This is a genomic window from Nonomuraea sp. SYSU D8015, from assembly GCF_008065375.1.
Classification (GTDB): Bacteria; Actinomycetota; Actinomycetes; order Streptosporangiales; family Streptosporangiaceae; genus Nonomuraea.
Map to the genome: position 1 here is coordinate 368,708 of NZ_VJYI01000010.1, position 17,557 is coordinate 386,264.

Genomic DNA, 17,557 nt, shown 5'->3' on the forward strand with positions numbered 1-17,557 from the left:
CAATGCCAAGCACGCCGGTATTTCTTCTGCCGTACCCCAGCTCGACCGACGCACCGAACGGGCCTGCCCAATTCCAGGCTTTGGCGGAAGCCGTCGAGACTGCCCTTTCCGACATTCATAACGGGCTTACCTTCGGTGGAGCGGTAACCGTGAATGGGAACCTCTCGACTACGGGAACCCTTTCGGTAAGTAGCACATCGACGCTGACCGGGAACACAACCGTTGGAGGCACCCTAGGCGTTACTGGTGCCGCTACCGTTGCTTCTTTGGCCTCTACCGGCAATGTCACGGCCCGAGGGCTTCAGACCGTTGCATTCGTTGCCGGTAAGAAATGGACCGGTGTCCAGACGGACACCACCAGGACCCAGGGTGCGGCCGAAATTGCTGTCAGCTCTGCGAACATTCAGAACGTGCCCGTTGTGTCGGGTCGAATGTATCGGGTGAAGTGGCATATTGAGGGCCATGTATCCGGTGCGACCGATGGGCGCATTGAATACAAGGCTTGGAATGGTTCGGTAGGCACGGGTACCCAGCTAGGGGAAACAATCCTCTTCAAGTTCCCAACGAACAACACGAGGATGACTGACCTGTTCCCGGAATTCATCTGGAAAGCAGCATCCACCGAGACCATCGCCAATATCAACCTCGGCATGCGGTATTTCGATACCGACGTTGGAGCTAGCTGTGTTACTCGCGTTCATCCGAGTTTCTTTAGCTGCTATGTCGAGGACATCGGACTTCCTACAGCTTGGACAGGTGTGCCGTGACAATTCCAAATCCGCCGAGCCGGCCAAATGCTGCGTACAAGGGAAGGCCGGTTACTAACTTCACTCCGGACCATTGGCAGCTTGAATTCAAGGTGGAGCTGGGGGAAGGCGCTGAGCTGTCTTCCCCGGTAATTGGCTGGGCGGTCGTCGAGGGAGCCGTTGAGCCGGTAATCCTGGTGAATGGCCAGGTCATTACCACCGTGGCCGATTACGTCGAGGAGCTGAATACGCAGCTCCCTGAGGGTTCGCCGGTCAAGGTCAGATTCGAGTCTGCCCAGTTCGGGAGTCCTGTGCCGAATCCGGCAGGGCCACGTCCACCCAGGTCAGAGGGTACGAACGGCTGAGAGCAAATCTGAGGGCCTGAAATGCCCCCAGGTCCCTCAGCCCAGCACGGTTGAGATAGAGCCTCCTGGGCTATCCTGGAGGCCCTGTTTGGGGCAAAGAAAAGCCACCTTCCGCAGTCCGGAGGGTGGCTTTTCGTTCGTGGGATTCCTGGCCTGGGGCGGACGTCATTCCTTCCGCCATTTCACCCTTACGCGGTACTTCAGCATGGCGGCAATGTCCTCCTCTTTGGACACTCGACCGATGGCGTTGGTTTTCCGGATGCGGATTGACTCAAATAGTGTCCGCACCACGTCTTTCCTTGCCGGAACGTCGAGCTGGAGCCAGCGCGTGAGAATCAGGACCTTGTTCCCGAGGGCGTCCTTTCGGAGATCCGTGATTACCTGGGGAAGGGGAGCTGGCTGAAGCTTCCTTTCGATTTCGTGAATCTGGGGAAGCAATCGCTCCTCCTCCTGGCTGAGTGCGAGGAGAGAAAGCTTCCCCTTCTTCCTGAGTTCTAGCGCCTCGTTGTGCTCGGCGTTGAGTCTGGCTAGCTCCGCTTCCAGATTCGCGGTTTCCTCTTTGGGCTTGGCGATTGCATCGAATGCGTCGGGACGGGCGAGCCTTTCGCATACAAGATGGGCAATGAAGTCATCCACCCAATCCATGCGGATGGTGACACAGGATTTGTCGTGGCAGCGATAGCGCATGGGATCGGCTTTGCCGCTCATTCGACTGATGGGGCTTTCGCACACGTCGCACTTTGCGAAGAACGCGAGGAGGTATTTCCCCTTGCCTGGTCTCGTGGTTATGCGCTTGGGATCCTTGAGAAGGTTGTAAGTGGTATAGAACGTCTCCTCGTCGATGATGGCTGGCCACGTGGCATCCACCACGATTTCCCTGCCGTCATTGTCGATGTAGGCGCGTTTCCCGATGTACGCCTTATTAAGGCAAATCTTCCGGAGCATCTGCGTGGACCACTGCGGTTCTTTCCCGTTCGACCTCGGATCTATGAGACCCTCGGCCGCGTTGTAAGTAGGGACTCTGCGCCGGATGAGGTCCTTTTTGATGGACGTTAGGCTTTCGGATTTCGCAACCCTGGTGATGACCTCGGCCGCGATGGCTGCTTTCTCGGGCACAGGCACGCGGATTGTCCGGCGAGGATTCTCAGGATCGATCTGGATTTCGTAGCCGTAGGGCGGCCGAGAATGTGGCTTCCCTTGCTCGCGGTTGGCGTCGAATGCTCGCTTCACTCGCTCGGCCAGCTTTTCCGTCTCGTCTTCCGCGTCAACGCCTTCCTCGATGAGGGTTTTCCGGTCACGCCGGATTCGAGGGTCGTATGTGCGATGGTGGGAGATAACGTGAATCAGGACGTCATTGTCTCGGCAGGCGTCCACGAGGCGCAGCCACCCAATGAGCTTCCGCCACGCGCGGCCGGTATCCCAGAGAATGAGGATGTTGAGATTTCCCTCATAGATAACCCGCTCGGCGTCCTCCCATCCAGGGCGGGCTTTCTTGGCGTTTCGGGAAGCGGAAATGTCGTTGTCCCGGAACATGCGGGAAGCCGGGAGATCCCAGCCGTTTTGCTTTGCCGCGCGAATTGCTAGTTCGTCTTGCTCGGAAACCGAGCGGTCATCGCGCCTTTTGCCTTTTGAATCGGACCGTCTGGAGTAAGAAGCAGCTCTCATGCATCCAAGGTACCTCTAGCGAAACGAGACAGAGATCTCGTTCGACGCCTTCTGCAGCACCTGCCACAGCAGCACCGCGCCGAGCAGGAACGACACCACGAACGGCACCTTCTGCGCCTGCAGGAACAGCGTGACGAAGCCCCACAGCACCAGCTCGACGGTCGGCCAGAACAGGATCTCGAACATGCGGACCGGGCTGCGCCGCAGCGCCGCGAAGTCGCGCCGGACGACGCCGAGGACGCGGGTGCGCCGGGCGGCGAAGCTCAACGGGGGCAGCGTCAAAGAGGGCCTCGGGGTCGTCATCCGCGCGCCACCTTCAGGAACACCTCTTCCAGATCCTCGGCTCCGTAGTGCCCGGCCAGCTCGGCCGCGCTGCCCGCGGCCACCACGACGCCGTCCGACATGAAGTGGATGCGGTCGCACATGCGCTCGACCTCCCGCATGTTGTGCGACGTGATGAGCATGGCGCTGCCGTTCTCCCTGGCCAGGCTCGACAGCAGGCCGCGGATGCGGTCGCCGGCGTCGGGGTCGAGGTTGGCCGTGGGCTCGTCGAGCACCAGCAGCCGGGGCGCGTTGAGCAGCGCCTTGGCGAGCTGGACGCGGGTGCGCTGCCCCGACGACAGCGCCATGAGCTGCCGCTTGGCGAGCGGGCCCAGCTCGAACAGCTCGATCACCTCGTCCACGCGCTGCCGCGGGCTGCGTACGGCGTAGAGGCGGGCGAACGCGTCGAGCACCTCCCGCACCCGCAGCACCCCGGGGAGGTCGACGTAGCTGGCGGCGAAGTTGACCTGGCTGAGCACCTCGGTCCGGTGCTGGGCCAGCTCCAGGCCGAACAGCTTGATGCTGCCCGCGTCGGGGGTGATGAGGCCGAGCAGCATGTGGAGGGTGGTCGACTTGCCGGCGCCGTTGGGGCCGAGCAGGCCCACGACCTCGCCTTCGCCGACGGTGAGGCTCAGGTCGCGGACGGCCGTGACCGATCCGAACCGCTTGAGCAGGTGGGACGCTTGCAGGATGGCCACTGCTCAAGCCTGCGTTCTGCGGCTCCCTCGAGGCAACGGGTTTTCCCGCAGCATCCGCAGCAGGTCCCACTCGTTCTCGCACACGCGGCGGCCGATCGCGGCCAGCTCGACCGAGCGGGCGCCGCCGCGCAGGTGACGCATGGTCTGCATGACGCAGATGACGCCCCATTTGAGCACGCCGAAGGTCTCCCACCAGCGCAGCGCGTCCCGATCCACCGGGTCGCCGCCGGCCCGCTCGTACGCGTCGATGAGGTCGTCGTACGTGCCGAACCCGCCGACCGGCAGCGGCGAGCCGAACCGCCACGCCTTGACGCACAGCCAGCCGAGGTCCTCCAGGGGGTCGCCGGCGTGGGCGAGCTCCCAGTCGAGCACCGCCCTGACGCCCTCGGGCCCGACGATGAGGTTGCCGTTGCGGAAGTCGCCGTGCACCACCGCCGGCCGCCCGGGCCGCGGCCGGGTGGCCGCCAGCCGGCGCAGTGCCAGCTCGAACACCGGGTGCGGCTCGCCGAGCAGATCGAGCACGTCGCGCCAGCGCCGCAGCGGATCCTCCTCCCCGGCGCCGGAGGGTAGGCACGACAGCGGCATCCGGTGGATGGCCGCGAGGGCCCGCCCGCACTGCGCGGCCAGGCGCGGCCGGGCGGAGGCGTAGGCGTCGTCACGCAGGATCTTGCGGGGGATCGTCTCGCCGGGCACGCGGGTCATGAGGATGTACGACTCGCCGCTGGCGACGATGCGCGGCACCGGCACGCCGGCCTCGAACGCGGCCCTCATGAGCGCCGTCTCGGCCGCGAGCGTGGCGCCGGCCTCGGGGGCGCCGCCGGGGGAGTCCAGTCGCAGCACCAGCTCGTGCCGCGTCCCGTCGGCGGCGGCGACGTCGAGGGCCCAGGTCTCCCGCGAGGCCCCGCCGGGCAGCCTGGCGCGGTGCGGGATCGCCGCCCCGGCCCCGAACACGGCGCCGACGATCTCCTCCACAGCGCTCATCGCAAGCCGAACTCCCAGGTGCCGCCCGCCGCGTACGCGCCCAGGACGCGCCGCCCCACCGAGTCGATGTGCACCTCGTCGGGCCCGTCGTAGATCCGCCCGGCGCGTGCGTGCCGGTACATCCGCTCCAGCGGCGTGTCCGGGGTGAGCCCCGCCGCCCCGTACACCTGGATGGCGCGGTCGATCACGTTGTGCAGCATGCGCGCGCCCACCACCTTGATCGCCCCGATCTCCACCCGCGCCTCCGAGCCGGCGTCGACGGCCTCGGCGGCGTGGAGCGTGAGCAGCCTGGCGGACTGGATCTCGGCGTAGGAGTCGAAGACGTGCTGCCGCATGAGCTGCTTCTTGGCGAGGGGCTCGCCGAAGGCGGTCCGCTCGTGCAGCCGGCGGCACATCAGGTCGAAGGCCCGCTGCGCCTGCCCCAGCCAGCGCATGCAGTGGAAGATCCGGCCGGGCCCCAGGCGCTTCTGCGCGATGACGAAGCCCTGGCCGCGCGGCCCGAGCAGGTTCGCGGCGGGCACGCGCACGTCGTCGTAGCGGACCTCGCAGTGCGCCCCGTCCAGCCCCAGCACCGGCGTCTCGCGGACGATCGTGTAGCCGGGCGTGTCGGTCGGCACGAGGATCATGGAGAAGGCCAGGTGGGGCGGCGCGTCCGGCTCGGTCCGGCACATCACGGTCGTGTACGCCGCCCGCGACGCCCCGGTCGTGAACCACTTGCGCCCGTTGATCACCCATTCGCCGCCGTCGAGCACGGCCGAGGTCTGTATCTGGGTGGGGTCGGAGCTGGAGACGGACGGCTCGGTCATGGCGAAGCTGGGCCAGATGTCGCCCCGCACGAGCGGCTCCAGGTAGCGTTCGCGCTGCTCGGGGGAGGCGTGCTCGTGCAGCATGAGCGAGTCCTGCAGCGTGAACGTGCCGAGCGCCAGCTGCCCGTACTCGCTGCGCCCCTGCACCTCGTTGACGTAGACGTAGTCGAGGAACGGCAGCCCGCCGCCGCCCAGCTCGCGCGGGTGGCCGAGCGCCCACAGGCCCTCCTTCTTGGCCTCGGCGCGCAGCTCGTCCAGTGCGGCCGCCGCCGCGGGGCCGCCCGCGTGCAGCACCGGCTCGGCGGGCTCCACCCGCTCGGTCATGAACGCGTGGACGGCGTCGCGTATCGGCCGGACGCCGGCGGGCACGGCGAAGCTCATGGGAAGATCTCAACCGACAATCGTTGCCGAGTCAACCTTCAGGTCTTCAGGGCAGCCAGCTGACCCGGCCGCGCAGGAAGGCGTAGCCCACGAAGGCCACGGAGTCGATGAGCGTGTGCGCCACCACGAGCGGCATCGCGCGCCCCCATCGCTGGTAGAGCCGCCCGAACACCACCCCCATCACCACGTTCCCGACGAACCCGCCAAACCCCTGATAGAGGTGGTACGACCCGCGCAGCAGCGACGAGACCGCGACGGCCTTCCACGGCGCCCATCCGGCCTGCCCGAGGCGGTGCAGCAGATACCCGGCGACCAGCACCTCCTCCAGCACGCCGTTCTGCGCCGCCGCCAGCAGCAGCACCGGCACCTGCCACCACACCTCGGGCAGCGCGCCGGGCACGACCGTCAGGTTCACGCCGGATGCCCAGACCGCGAGGTAGAACGCCAGCCCGCTGCCGCCGATGGCGGCCGCCAGCAGCGCCCCGCGCAGCAGGTCGCGGCGCGGCTCGCGCAGGTCGGTGCCGATCGTCCGCAGCGACTCGCCGGAGCGCACCAGCAGGTACGCCACCAGAGCCACCGGCGCGACCGCGATCGCGATCTGCACCAGCTGCAGCGTCAGATCCAGCCACGGCCGCCCGGGGGCCATCGACCCGACGAGCACGGCCTGCTGGCTCTTCAGCTCCTTCGGCGCGGTGAGCGCCCCGATCAGCCGCACGAACGCCACCAGGGCGCTGGCGCCGAGCGAGACGGACATCACGACGAAGATCTCGGCCCGGATGAGCCGGGGCCCGAGCACCGGGGCAGGCGCGGGAGGGGACTGAGTGCTGCTCATGGGGCGCAGGGTAGCCCTTCCACGATCGCAACGGGATAAAGACCCCGTCCGTCCTCCGGGCGCGTCGCGGGCGGCGGCGACTCACCCAGCGGCGGATCGTGCGGTCTGCTAGGGAGGATTCATGACGCGAACAGATCACTCCCCGCACGACGTGCCCACGGCGGCACAGCTCGTGGCCGCCGTACGCGACTTCCTCCAGACCGACGTGCTGCCGGCGGTCGAGGGCCGGGTGCGCTTCCACACCCGGGTCGCGATCAACGTGCTCGGCATGGTCGAGCGCGAGCTCGAGCTGGGCCCCGCCCAGGCGGAGGAGCACGCCGCGCGGCTGGCGGCCCTGGGCGTGGCCGACGACGCCGAGCTCGCCGCCGCCGTCCGCGAGGGCCGCCTCGCCGACGACCACGCGCTGGTCGCCGCTCTGGAGCAGGCGGTACGCGCGAAGCTGGAGGTCGCCAACCCCGGCTACCTCACGGCGGAATGACCGGCGGCCCGCCCCCCGGGGGACAGGGGCGGGCCGCCGGCGGTCAGTGCGAGCCGGCCAGGTCCAGGTCCTCCTTGACCCGGGGGTCGCCCTCGTCGACGAAGTAGTCGTCGCGCGAGGTCGCGTCCGGCCCGTCGGCCACCTTGAGGGCCCGGAACAGCAGCGTGCCGAGCGCCGCCACCACCAGGTTGACGATCACCGCCACGAATCCGACGTAGATCGTCATCTTGGTGTCGAACCCGAAGTTGGCCAGCGGGAACGCCGAGCCGCCGAAGTGCGCCTTGCCGGTGGCCGGGTTCGGGATGAGGTAGAGCATCCACATGCCCACCACCAGGCCGGCCGCCCAGCCCGCCATCAGCCCGCCCTTGTGGAACCAGCGCGTGTAGAGGCCGAGCGCGACCGACGGCAGCGTCTGCAGGATGATCACGCCGCCGATGAGCTGCAGGTCGATGGAGAACTGCGGGTCGAGCACCAGGATGCACAGCACCGCGCCGACCTTGACCACGAGCGAGACCAGCTTGGACACCTTGGCCTCCTGGGCGTCGGTGGCCTGCTTGTTGATGTACTCGCGGTAGATGTTGCGGGTGAACAGGTTGGCCGCCGCGATCGACATGATCGCCGCGGGCACCAGCGCGCCGATGCCGACCGCGGCGTAGGCGACGCCGGTGAACCAGTCGGGGAACATCTGGTCGAACAGCGCCGGCACGATCGTGTTGGAGTCGGGCCTGCCGTTCGGGCCGACGATCGGCTTGGTGCCCGCGGCGATCGCCATGTAGCCGAGCAGCGCGATCAGGCCGAGCAGGAGGCTGTAGGCCGGCAGCGCGGACATGTTGCGCTTGATCACGTTGCGGTTCTTGGAGGCCAGCACGCCGGTGAGGCTGTGCGGGTAGAGGAACAGCGCCAGCGCCGAGCCGAAGGCCAGGGTGATGTACTGCAGCTGGTTGGCGGCGTTGAGGGTGAGCCCGTCGCCCGGCGCGGGGGAGGCGTCGAACTTGGCCTTCGCCGCGTCGAAGATCGACCCCCAGCCGCCCAGCTTGGCCGGGATGTAGATGACCGCCGCCAGGATCACGATGTAGATCAGCGTGTCCTTGACGAAGGCGATCAGCGCGGGCGCGCGCAGGCCGGACTGGTAGGTGTAGGCCGCCAGGATCGCGAACGCGATGATGATCGGCAGGTGCCCGGTGATGCCCATGGCCTTCAGCACGGCCTCGATGCCGACCAGCTGCAGCGCGATGTACGGCATGGTCGCCACCAGCCCGGTGATCGCCACCAGCAGCGCCAGCGTGGGCGAGCCGAAGCGGGCCCGGACGAAGTCGGCGGGCGTGACGAACCCGTGCACGTGCGAGACCGACCACATCCTGATCAGGACCAGGAACACCAGCGGGTAGATGATCACGGTGTACGGCACGGCGAAGAAGCCCATGGCCCCGGCGCCGAACACCAGCGCGGGCACCGCGACGAACGTGTAGGCGGTGTAGAGGTCGCCGCCCACGAGGAACCACGTGATCCAGGAGCCGAAGTTCCGGCCGCCCAGGCCCCACTCGTTGAGGCTCTCGATGCTCTCGGGCCGCCGCCAGCGGGAGGCCACGAAGCCCATACCGCTGACGATCAGGAACAGCAGGACGAAGACGACCAACTCGGTCGTGTGCCCGCTCATTTGGTCATCCTGTAGACGATGGTCGTGGACACGACGCCGACGCCGATGAAGGCGAGCTGCAGCCAGTAGAACAGCGGGAAGCCCAGCAGGCGGGGCTCGTCGGCGTTGAACAGGAACGTCAGCAGCGGCAGCACGATCGGCACGAGCAGCAGCCAGTTCCAGGGACTGCGGTCGGTGCGCGGGTGTCCGGGTTCCCCGGTAGTCATCGACCCTCCGTTGACGTGGGCGGTAAGCAACGGAGGGAGCGTAACTTTGCGGTGGTATTAAACCCAATGACCGTAATGTTACGGTTTGGCCTAAATGCCGGAATGCTGTCTCGATATGTGAGACATGCAGGCATGGCGGCGCAGGTCCTGCCTCCGCACATTAGTTACCGGCAGGTCTCCCGCCGTTCATCGATCGCCGAATGGTCGATTACTCGCGCCGAACGGTCAACTCGTCGGCGATGTCGCGGGTGCCGTAACCCTCGGGCGCCGGCACCTCGACGACCGGATCCGGCCGGTCGTCGAACTCCAGCCGCAGCGCCCGCGCCATCGTCGCGTGCATCTCGTACATGCAGGTGATGTACGTCAGCTCCAGGATCTGCTCGTCCGGCAGGTGTCTCTTGAGCACGGCGAACACCTCGTCGTGCACCCGCCCGCCGTCCAGCACCAGCGCGTCGGCGTAGGCCAGCACGGCCCGCTCCAGCTCGTCGAAGAGGTCGCTGACCTGCCAGTGGGCGATCGCCCGCACCTTCTCGTCCGGCACGCCGAGCGCCCGCAGCTGCTTGCAGTGCTGGGAGAAGACGAACCGGCTCTGCCGCGCCCACCCCGCCCTGGTCTGGCCCAGCTCGCGCAGCACCGGGTCGAGCGCGGACTCGCGGTAGAGCTGGAAGCCCTTGACGCAGTGCCGGAAGATCTTCGGCTCCAGTGCGAACACCGTCCACCAGTCGCCCGGCGATCCGGTCGCCGTGCCCTCCCGGCCGGGGGAGAACAGCCGGTCGTGAAAGAACTGCACGACCGGGTCGGTCATCTCCTCGCGCGGCACCTGCCGCAGGCGCGGCATCACACGGTCCTGTCGGCCGCCGTCTTCGGCTCGTGCCGCACGTCGCCGGGCCGCCCCACCTGGCGCGTCCAGGCGGCGAACTCGACCAGGATGCCGTCGGGGTCCTTGAAGTAGATCGACCGGACGAACACCCCGTCGTGCATCTCGGGCGCCACGCCGAACTCGCTGTCGTCGTGGTTGAGCAGCACGCCCACGTCGACGCCCTTGGCGACGAGCCGGTCGCGGTACTCCTCGATCTTCTCCGGCGGCACGTCGAAGGCGATGTGGTTCATGGAGCCGACGGCCGACAGCAGCTCGCCCCGATCGGGCAGGTTGCGCGGCGCCGACACGCCGGGGACGGCGTCGGGCGCGTCGGGGAACCAGAAGAACGCCAGCGCGTTGCCGCCGCCGCAGTCGAAGAAGAAGTGCTGGCCCCAGCCCATGGGCAGCTCGATCGTCTTGATCAGCGGCATGCCCAGCACGCCGGAGTAGAAGTCGACCGTCTGCTTCATGTCCGAGCAGACCAGCGCGACGTGGTTGACCCCGCGGAGCTCGAATTCGCTGTTCATAGTAACTACCTGCTTACCACAGGGGCTCTCTGAAAAACATGACACGAGGTGTCCTCTTTCCGGGGGACGATCGGTCGCATGATTGCTTTGGTGGCGGGGTCGACCCGCGGCACGGGACGGGGAATAGCGGTCGCGCTGGGCGCGGCCGGCGCGACGGTCTACTGCACGGGACGGAGCACGCGTGAGCGGCGCTCGGAGATGAACCGGCCGGAGACCATCGAGGAGACGGCCGAACTGGTCACCGCGGCCGGCGGCAAGGGCATCGCGGTCCAGGTCGACCACTTGGACCCCGCCCAGGTCGAGGCGCTGGCCGGGCGGGTGGACGAGGAGCAGGGCCGGCTCGACGTGCTGGTCAACGACGTGTGGGGGGCCGACCACCTGTGGCAGTGGTCCACCCCGGTGTGGAAGCACGACCTGGACAAGGGGCTGCGGCTGCTCAGGCTGGCCGTCGACACCCACATCATAAGCAGCAGGTTCCTGCTGCCGCTGCTCATCAGGAACGAGGGCGGCCTGGTCGTGGAGGTCACCGACGGCACGTGGGCGTTCAACGAGACCCGCTACCGGGAGAACGTCTACTACGACCTGGCCAAGATGTCGGTGAACCGGCTGGCGTTCGCCTGGTCCAACGACCTGCGCCCGCACGGCGGGACGGCGGTGGCCGTCACGCCCGGATTCCTGCGGTCGGAGGCGATGCTGGAGAACTTCGGCGTCACCGAGGACAACTGGCGGGAGGCGAAGGGCGTGGACAGCGCCTGGCAGGTCTCCGAGACGCCGGCCTACGTCGGCCGGTGCGTCGCCGCCATCGCCGCCGACCCGGACAAGCAGCGCTGGTCCGGCATGTCGGTGGACAGCGGCCAGGTGGCCGAGGCGTACGGGATCACCGATGTGGACGGCAGCCGCCCGCAGGTGTGGCGCTACATCACCGAGGTCGTCGAGACCGGCGGGGAAGCCGACCCGGCCGGCTACCGCTGATCATAGAGCCCGGCCATGCGGGCGGCGGCATCGGCGACCATCGCCCGCAGCTCGGGCGGGTCCAGCACCTCCGCCTCCGGCCCCAACCGCAGGACCTGCGAGTACGCCACGGGCACCGACTCCACGGCCAGCCGCACGGTCCCGTCAGGCTGGAGCGAGGCGAGCGCGTCCGGCAGCGCGGCGGGGTCGGCGATGTGCCGCAGCAGTCGCACCCCCGCCTCGCTGAGCCTCAAGGTGATCACCTCGCGCAGCAGCGAACGGGCGAACTCGGCCGACCGCTCCCCCCAGAAGGCCGCCAAGTCGAAGGCAGGGTCCCGGTCGAAGGACTCGGGAAGCACGGTGACCTCGCCGAACCGGTCCACCCGGAAGGTCAGGAACCGCGTCCCGAGCCGGGCGGCGAGATACCAGACACCCGCCTTCAGCACCAGCCCGTACGGCTCCAGCGTCCGCTGGTTGCCCTTGTACGCGGTCAGCACGCGGCGGTCGCTCCACACCGCCCTGGCCAGCGGCGCCAGCGCGGCCGGGGGCGGGTCGCCGGCGGCGAACCAGCCGGGCGCGTCCAGGTGGAAGCGCTGCGCCGCGGTGGCGGGCGCGTCGCGCAGGGCGGGGGACAGGGCGGCGGCCGCCTTCAGCCGGGCGGTCGCCGCCACGTCCTGCAGCCCCATCTCGCGCATCGCGGCCGGCACGCCCGACAGGAACAGCGCCTCGGCCTCGGCCCGGTCCAGCCCGGTCAGCCGGGTGCGGTAGCCGTCGAGCAGCCGGTAGCCGCCGCGCCGGCCCCGGTCGGCGTACACCGGCACGCCGGCCGCCGACAGCGCGACCACGTCGCGGTGCACGGTGCGCTCGGAGACCTCCAGCTCCTTGGCCAGCTCGGCCGCCGTCATCCCGCCCCGGCCCTGCAGCAGCAGGACCAGGGACATCAGCCGCGAGGCGCGCACAGCGGCAACACCACGGCGGAGGGACGGCCGGGGGAGTGGTAGACCTCGACGTCGTTGGGCACCATCGGGCCGCCCGCGCCGAGCGGATCGCCGGTGCCGGGATTGCGGGCGATCGTCGGGTACGCCCCGGCCGCCACGTGCACCCGGATCCGGTGGTCGCGCCGGAACCGGTGCGCGATCGGCCACAGGTCCACCTCCACCCGTCGGACGTCATCGGAGGTGGGTCCGAGGCGGCGCACGCCCTCGCACACGTTGAACGAGCGCCCGTCCGGCCACACGTCGCACACCCGCACCACGACGTCGACGTACGGGGTGCTCGACCGCACGAACATCTCGGCCCGCACCGGGCCGATCGCCTCCACGTCCGACTCCAGCGCGGGCGAGCTGTAGACCAGCACGTCGCGCCGCTGCTCCAGCCGCCGCTGGTCACGCGGCCGGGAGTCGCTCAGCAGCGTCGGCCCGCCGATGACCGGCGTCGGGTGTTCGGGGTGGTAGCGGAACCGGTCGGGCCCGGCCTCGAGCGGGCCGTCCACGCCGAGCCCGAACCCGTGCTGCAGGTGCCAGCGCTGCTCGCGCATGCCCGGCACCGGCCAGTCGGGGTAGTCGCGCCACTCCCCGGCCCCGGTCACGTAGATCCGCACGGGGTCGGGCCGCAGCCGCGACGGGTCGCCCAGCAGGTGCGCGCGGAACCACGCCGACGCCTCCGCCATCGTGGGCCACACGTGACGTGTGTCGACGTGGTACCACGGGCCGATCGTCAGGTACGGCCGCCGGCCCGCCGTCCGCATGGCGGCGTAGTCCTTGAGCTGCCACGGCAGGAAGACGTCGTACCAGCCGCCCAGCATGGTGACGGCCGCGTCCACCTCGCCCACCCGCGGGGAGAAGTCGCGCTGGCTCCAGTACGGCCCGGCCGGGTCCGCGTGGTGGGCCACCAGGTCCTGAAAGAAGCGCAGCGGCCGGCCCGCCGAGGCCAGGTCAAGCTCGGCCACCGGACGGCCGGTCAGCACGGCCTTGCGGGTGTGCCGGGGCGCGGTCCACATGGCCGCGCCGCCGAAGCGGCGCATCATGCCGTCGGTGAGCGTGGTCCAGCTGAGCGCCGACTCCAGCGCGAACGCGCCGCCCACGTAGGCGGCGTCCCTGAACTGGGAGGCGGTGATCTGCATGGCCATGGCCCTGAGGTCGGGGCCGGCGTAGGGCGCGATCGCCCACTGCGTGTAGCCCAGGTAGGAGGGGCCGAACATCGCGAACGAGCCGCCGTACCAGGGCTGCCGGCGCAGCCACTCGACGGTGGACAGCCCGTCGTCGTGCTCGTCGCGGAGCGGATCGAGCAGGCCGCCCGAGCCGAAGCCGCCTCGGCAGCTCTGGATCACGACGTGCAGGCCCTGCCGGGCGAAGCCGCGGCCGAACAGCCCGAACAGGCCGCGCCTGCCGTAGGGGGAGCGCATCAGGACGACGGGTGCCGGCCTTCCACCGGGCGGGGCGTAGTGGTCGGCCAGCAGCGTCACGCCGTCGAGCATCGGCACTGGAAGATCACGCTCGAGCCGCACGCGTCTCATGTACTCATGAGTAACAGATGCCGCCCGGTGTGCGGTAGCCCGGGCGCATCCCCGAGGGCCGCGCCGACCAGCCCGTCTCCGAGAGAAACCCCCGAGCCGCACGCCCCTCCGCCGGAATTCCGTCCCTCTTCAAGGGATGTCCGCACTTCCCTCCCTCCTCAAGGGACCTCCGCCGAAGTGCGGTGGGGCAGGGGGAACCGGTGGTCAGGCGCAGTGAAGGGCGGAAAACGGGGTTAGCGGTCCAGCTGGACGGCGATGTCGCTCACCTGACGGTTGGCCGGGAACGTTCCGAGCAGGGCCGCCCTGCCGGTCAGCACGTCGACCGAGAACAAGCGGTAGGCACCCCTCACCTTGATCGCGGCGTAGGCGGTGTTGGACACCGTCACGCCGTTCCGCAGCCGGCTGTAGATGTCGAAGCCGGCGTCGGTGGCGGCCTCCACGCCCAGCTTGCCGGTGGGCGCCAGGTTGCCCGCGTTGGCGGGGGACTGCGCGGACACCTGGTCGCCCATGGTGTCCAGGTCGAACAGGGTCGTCGCGGTGGCCGCGTTCAGATCGTTGTTGGTGTATCCGGCGGCGGTCACGCCGGTCGCGGTCGCCCCGGCCGTGGCGGGCGGCGCTGGCGGGTTGGTGAGCGTGCCGTCGTTCGCGGTGGTGTCCCTGGCCGGGGCGCCGTTCGGGTCGTCCAGGTTGTGGCGCAGGTTCTGGCCGGTGTCGCTGATGACGCGCAGCCGGTTGGCGGCCGGGTTGAAGTCGACGCCGAACGTCCTGCCCTTGAGCGCGACGGTCAGCTGCGACACCTTGGTCGCCCGCGCCCGGCCGTCCAGCGTGTAGATCCCGCCCCGGTCGCCGACCGCGTACAGCTTGCGGTCCTGCACCCGGTAGTCGATGCCGACGACCTTCCTGTCGCCCCTGAGGCCGCTGATCCGGCCGGCCCGGTCCACGTCGCCCGGCCGGTCGGCGGGGAAGACCACCAGGTCGCCGGCGGTCGTGAGGCCGGCCACGATCGGGCCGGCGCTGCGGGCCTGCGCCTGGGCGGGCGAGGCCAGAACCGCGCCCGCCCCGAGCACGGCGAGGGCGAGCGCAACATGCTTTCGCATCGGAACTCCTTATGTGAGTGCTGCCTTGCCCCTTTCTTCGTTGATGCGGGCGTTGCGGATGATCCCGCCCCGGGATTTCGCCCGGGGCGGGCTCGGGCACGGGTCAAGAACGGCGGCAGAGCCGCAGCACGTTCGCGATGATCTTGGCGCCCGCGCCGCCCTCCTGGGTCAGGATCGACTCCGGGTGGAACTGCACGGCGAAGCGGCGCCGCTCGACGTCCTCGATGGCCATGACGTTGCCGTCCGGGGTGAGCGCGGTCGGGGTGAAGCCGACGACGCCCGGCCGCTTGGCGTGCAGCGAGTGGTAGCGGGCCGCGGTGAACTGTTCGGGCAGCCCCTCCAGCAGCGCGCTGTCGCCCAGGCGCGTGACCTGGCCGCGCTTGCCGTGCTCGGGGTAGTCGAGCAGCTCGAGCGTGCCGCCGGCCTGCTCGACCATGGCCTGCAGGCCCAGGCAGACGCCGAAGACCGGCAGGTCGCGGGCGTAGATCTCGTCGATCAGCGCGGCCATGCCGAAGTCGGTCGGCCAGCCGGGCCCTGGCGAGAGCACCACGAGGTCGGGCCCGATCTCGTCGATCATGTGGGTTGGGAAGCCGTGGCGCAGCGTCACGACGTCGGCGCCCTCCTGGCGGAAGTAGTCGGCCAGGGTGTTGACGAAGGAGTCCTCGTGGTCGACGAGCAGCACCTTCATGCCCTGGCCCGGCTGCGGCCTGGGCTCGGCGACCGGGACGGCGCCGGGCTGGTTGACCGCGGCCAGGGCGCCGAGCAGGGCGCTGGCCTTGAGCTCGGTCTCGCGCTCCTCGGACTCGGGGTCGGAGTCGAACAGCAGCGTGGCGCCGGCCCGGACGGTCGCCACGCCGTTCTTGATCTGGGCGGTGCGCAGCGTGAGGCCGGTGTTCATGGAGCCGTCGAAGCCGATGAAGCCGATGGCGCCGCCGTACCAGCGGCGGGTGGTGGCCTCGTGGTCCTCGATGAACTGCATGGCCCACGTCTTGGGGGCGCCGGTGACGGTGACGGCCCACATGTGGGTGAGGAAGGCGTCGAGGGCGTCGAACTCGGGGCGCAGGCGGCCCTCGATGTGGTCGACGGTGTGGATGAGGCGGGAGTAGAGCTCGATCTGGCGGCGGCCGATGACCTTGACCGTGCCTGGGACGCAGATGCGCGACTTGTCGTTGCGGTCGACGTCGGTGCACATGGTCAGCTCCGACTCCTCCTTGACGCTGGAGAGGAGCGTGCGGATGGCCTCGGCGTCCTCGACCGGGTTGCTGCCGCGGGCGATCGTGCCGGAGATGGGGCAGGTCTCGACGCGGTCGCCGGTGACCCGGACGTACATCTCGGGCGAGGCGCCGACCAGGTGCTCGCCCTGGCCGAGGCTGATGATGAACTCGTACGGCGCCGGGTTGCTCTGGCGCAGGCCGCGGTAGAAGGCGGCCGGGTCGGTGCAGGCGGCGTGGAAGACCTGGCCGGGCACGACCTCGAACAGGTCGCCGCGCTTGAACTTCTCCTTGGCGGCGGCGACGACCTTGGCGTAGTCGCCCTTTTTGGGGTTGGGCGGCAGCTCGCCGGGGGCCTGGATGGGGGTGGCGGCGCCGGTGCGCTCGAGGCCGCGGGTGGTGGACCCGTCGACGGTGAACTCGTAGCGGTATTCGACGCACGTCTCGCGCTGCCGGTCGATCACGACGAGCCGGTCGGGCAGGTGGAGCACGAGGTCGCGCTGGTCGTCGGGGCGTACGAGCTCCTGCCTGATGGGCTCGAACTGGAAGGCCAGGTCGTAGCCGAAGGCGCCGTAGAGGCCGAGGTGCGGGTCGTCGCCGCGGAAGGCGGCGATGACCTCGCGGATCGCGGTGAAGACGGTGGGCCGGCGGCTGCGCATCTCCTCGGGCAGCAGGTCTTCCGACTCGGGGACGTACACCTCGACATGGTCGGCCGTGGGCTCGGCGACCGGCTTGCCCGCGGCCAGCAGGCAGGAGGCCACGGCGGGCAGCACGACCCGGCCGCGCTCGTTGAGCGCGGTGGCCGCGATGGTGCGCCCCTTGGCGACCAGCTCCAGGCACGGATCGACGTAGCCGAAGGCCCATCGGCTGTAGCGGCCCGGGTAGTCCATGCCCGAGGAGAAGGCGCCGCCGCGCCGTTCGCCGAGGGCCGTCACGATCTCTTCGAGGGCGGCCTCGTCGACCTCACGCGCCTCGCGCTCGACGCCGATGCCCCCGGCGGTGGTATATCCGCTGGTCTCCACTTGCTGCCCCTTATCACGTCACATGATCGAGCCCCGGGGGCGGACACGAGAAAGGCCGCCATCCGGGGCGGCCGTCCGTTGAGGAATGCGAAACTCGCGCCGCCTAGGAGCGGCGCCACCACTGGAGCTGAGCGTGATTTCGCATGCCGACAGGTTAACCGGCCATTCAAGATCGCGCAACGCGACCCGCCGTACGCGCATTTGAATACAGACCTGTACTGTATTCTTATCGCTGTACG

At 69.2% G+C, this 17,557-nt stretch carries 17 protein-coding genes; 3 read left to right on the top strand and 14 right to left on the bottom strand.

Going from position 1 to position 17,557, the window contains the following annotated elements:
* Nucleotides 1-2: 2 nt before the first annotated feature.
* Nucleotides 3-767 (top strand): hypothetical protein, encoded by a 765-nt coding sequence (locus tag ID574_RS36040; RefSeq protein WP_188193451.1) that lies wholly within the window; start codon nucleotides 3-5, stop codon nucleotides 765-767.
* A gap of 509 nt (nucleotides 768-1,276) precedes the next feature.
* Here ID574_RS36040 and ID574_RS36045 read toward each other — a convergent pair.
* From ID574_RS36045 to ID574_RS36070, 6 genes are read right to left on the bottom strand one after another with little or no spacing between them, the layout of a single operon-like run.
* Nucleotides 1,277-2,776: a recombinase family protein gene (locus ID574_RS36045; RefSeq protein ID WP_188193452.1), complete on the bottom strand. Its 1,500-nt coding sequence runs from the start codon at nucleotides 2,774-2,776 to the stop codon at nucleotides 1,277-1,279.
* 15 nt (nucleotides 2,777-2,791) lie between these two features.
* On the bottom strand, nucleotides 2,792-3,079 hold the full coding sequence (locus ID574_RS36050; protein ID WP_188193453.1) for a hypothetical protein: 288 nt from the start codon (nucleotides 3,077-3,079) through the stop codon (nucleotides 2,792-2,794).
* Nucleotides 3,076-3,795, bottom strand: a complete 720-nt coding sequence (locus ID574_RS36055) for an ABC transporter ATP-binding protein (protein ID WP_188193454.1) — start codon at nucleotides 3,793-3,795, stop codon at nucleotides 3,076-3,078. The genes ID574_RS36050 and ID574_RS36055 overlap by 4 nt, the downstream gene beginning before the upstream one ends.
* A 3-nt stretch (nucleotides 3,796-3,798) precedes the next feature.
* Nucleotides 3,799-4,776 carry a phosphotransferase family protein gene (locus tag ID574_RS36060; protein WP_188193455.1) on the bottom strand — a complete coding sequence of 326 codons (978 nt, stop codon included), beginning with the start codon at nucleotides 4,774-4,776 and terminating at the stop codon, nucleotides 3,799-3,801.
* Nucleotides 4,773-5,963: an acyl-CoA dehydrogenase family protein gene (locus tag ID574_RS36065; RefSeq protein ID WP_188193456.1), complete on the bottom strand. Its 1,191-nt coding sequence runs from the start codon at nucleotides 5,961-5,963 to the stop codon at nucleotides 4,773-4,775. The genes ID574_RS36060 and ID574_RS36065 overlap by 4 nt, the downstream gene beginning before the upstream one ends.
* A gap of 46 nt (nucleotides 5,964-6,009) precedes the next feature.
* Nucleotides 6,010-6,795, bottom strand: a complete 786-nt coding sequence (locus tag ID574_RS36070) for a CPBP family intramembrane glutamic endopeptidase (RefSeq protein WP_188193457.1) — start codon at nucleotides 6,793-6,795, stop codon at nucleotides 6,010-6,012.
* 121 nt (nucleotides 6,796-6,916) lie between these two features.
* Between ID574_RS36070 and ID574_RS36075 the strand changes: the two genes are divergently transcribed.
* The gene (locus ID574_RS36075) at nucleotides 6,917-7,273 is read left to right on the top strand and encodes a DUF6285 domain-containing protein (protein WP_188193458.1); all 357 of its coding nucleotides are present in this window, start codon (nucleotides 6,917-6,919) and stop codon (nucleotides 7,271-7,273) included.
* A 43-nt stretch (nucleotides 7,274-7,316) separates the two neighbouring features.
* Here the strand turns inward: ID574_RS36075 and mctP are convergent, their stop codons facing one another.
* The 4 genes from mctP to ID574_RS36095 form a co-directional block, all read right to left on the bottom strand.
* Nucleotides 7,317-8,930: a monocarboxylate uptake permease MctP gene (mctP, locus tag ID574_RS36080; RefSeq protein ID WP_188193459.1), complete on the bottom strand. Its 1,614-nt coding sequence runs from the start codon at nucleotides 8,928-8,930 to the stop codon at nucleotides 7,317-7,319.
* Nucleotides 8,927-9,136, bottom strand: a complete 210-nt coding sequence (locus tag ID574_RS36085; RefSeq protein WP_188193460.1) for a DUF3311 domain-containing protein — start codon at nucleotides 9,134-9,136, stop codon at nucleotides 8,927-8,929. The genes mctP and ID574_RS36085 overlap by 4 nt, the downstream gene beginning before the upstream one ends.
* 208 nt (nucleotides 9,137-9,344) lie before the next feature.
* Nucleotides 9,345-9,974, bottom strand: coding sequence for a carboxymuconolactone decarboxylase family protein (locus ID574_RS36090; protein ID WP_188193461.1), 630 nt, complete (start codon nucleotides 9,972-9,974; stop codon nucleotides 9,345-9,347).
* The gene (locus ID574_RS36095) at nucleotides 9,974-10,522 is read right to left on the bottom strand and encodes a VOC family protein (protein WP_188193462.1); all 549 of its coding nucleotides are present in this window, start codon (nucleotides 10,520-10,522) and stop codon (nucleotides 9,974-9,976) included. Before ID574_RS36095 ends, ID574_RS36090 begins: the two co-directional genes overlap by 1 nt.
* 78 nt (nucleotides 10,523-10,600) lie before the next feature.
* On the opposite strand from ID574_RS36095, the gene ID574_RS36100 reads away from it, so the two are divergent.
* On the top strand, nucleotides 10,601-11,494 hold the full coding sequence (locus ID574_RS36100; protein WP_188193463.1) for an SDR family oxidoreductase: 894 nt from the start codon (nucleotides 10,601-10,603) through the stop codon (nucleotides 11,492-11,494).
* On the opposite strand, the gene ID574_RS36105 is transcribed toward ID574_RS36100, so the two are convergent.
* The 4 genes from ID574_RS36105 to ID574_RS36120 form a co-directional block, all read right to left on the bottom strand.
* Nucleotides 11,485-12,432, bottom strand: coding sequence for a helix-turn-helix transcriptional regulator (locus tag ID574_RS36105; protein WP_188193464.1), 948 nt, complete (start codon nucleotides 12,430-12,432; stop codon nucleotides 11,485-11,487). The two genes, ID574_RS36100 and ID574_RS36105, sit on opposite strands and share 10 nt — an antisense overlap.
* Nucleotides 12,414-13,988: a CocE/NonD family hydrolase gene (locus tag ID574_RS36110; protein ID WP_188193465.1), complete on the bottom strand. Its 1,575-nt coding sequence runs from the start codon at nucleotides 13,986-13,988 to the stop codon at nucleotides 12,414-12,416. Before ID574_RS36110 ends, ID574_RS36105 begins: the two co-directional genes overlap by 19 nt.
* A gap of 233 nt (nucleotides 13,989-14,221) precedes the next feature.
* Nucleotides 14,222-15,085, bottom strand: a complete 864-nt coding sequence (locus ID574_RS36115; RefSeq protein WP_188193466.1) for a DUF4394 domain-containing protein — start codon at nucleotides 15,083-15,085, stop codon at nucleotides 14,222-14,224.
* A 103-nt stretch (nucleotides 15,086-15,188) separates the two neighbouring features.
* Nucleotides 15,189-17,318 (bottom strand): anthranilate synthase component I, encoded by a 2,130-nt coding sequence (locus ID574_RS36120; protein ID WP_188193467.1) that lies wholly within the window; start codon nucleotides 17,316-17,318, stop codon nucleotides 15,189-15,191.
* Nucleotides 17,319-17,557 lie beyond the last annotated feature (239 nt).

What these genes read in the sequence shown, in the direction of transcription:
- ID574_RS36115 (WP_188193466.1), bottom strand. Translation starts at nt 15,085, where the DNA reads ATGCGAAAGCATGTTGCGCTCGCCCTCGCCGTGCTCGGGGCGGGCGCG.
- mctP (WP_188193459.1), bottom strand. Translation starts at nt 8,930, where the DNA reads ATGAGCGGGCACACGACCGAGTTGGTCGTCTTCGTCCTGCTGTTCCTG.
- ID574_RS36050 (WP_188193453.1), bottom strand. Translation starts at nt 3,079, where the DNA reads ATGACGACCCCGAGGCCCTCTTTGACGCTGCCCCCGTTGAGCTTCGCC.
- ID574_RS36060 (WP_188193455.1), bottom strand. Translation starts at nt 4,776, where the DNA reads ATGAGCGCTGTGGAGGAGATCGTCGGCGCCGTGTTCGGGGCCGGGGCG.
- ID574_RS36065 (WP_188193456.1), bottom strand. Translation starts at nt 5,963, where the DNA reads ATGAGCTTCGCCGTGCCCGCCGGCGTCCGGCCGATACGCGACGCCGTC.
- ID574_RS36100 (WP_188193463.1), top strand. Translation starts at nt 10,601, where the DNA reads ATGATTGCTTTGGTGGCGGGGTCGACCCGCGGCACGGGACGGGGAATA.
- ID574_RS36095 (WP_188193462.1), bottom strand. Translation starts at nt 10,522, where the DNA reads ATGAACAGCGAATTCGAGCTCCGCGGGGTCAACCACGTCGCGCTGGTC.
- ID574_RS36045 (WP_188193452.1), bottom strand. Translation starts at nt 2,776, where the DNA reads ATGAGAGCTGCTTCTTACTCCAGACGGTCCGATTCAAAAGGCAAAAGG.
- ID574_RS36085 (WP_188193460.1), bottom strand. Translation starts at nt 9,136, where the DNA reads ATGACTACCGGGGAACCCGGACACCCGCGCACCGACCGCAGTCCCTGG.
- ID574_RS36070 (WP_188193457.1), bottom strand. Translation starts at nt 6,795, where the DNA reads ATGAGCAGCACTCAGTCCCCTCCCGCGCCTGCCCCGGTGCTCGGGCCC.
- ID574_RS36110 (WP_188193465.1), bottom strand. Translation starts at nt 13,988, where the DNA reads ATGAGACGCGTGCGGCTCGAGCGTGATCTTCCAGTGCCGATGCTCGAC.
- ID574_RS36090 (WP_188193461.1), bottom strand. Translation starts at nt 9,974, where the DNA reads ATGCCGCGCCTGCGGCAGGTGCCGCGCGAGGAGATGACCGACCCGGTC.
- ID574_RS36040 (WP_188193451.1), top strand. Translation starts at nt 3, where the DNA reads ATGCCAAGCACGCCGGTATTTCTTCTGCCGTACCCCAGCTCGACCGAC.
- ID574_RS36075 (WP_188193458.1), top strand. Translation starts at nt 6,917, where the DNA reads ATGACGCGAACAGATCACTCCCCGCACGACGTGCCCACGGCGGCACAG.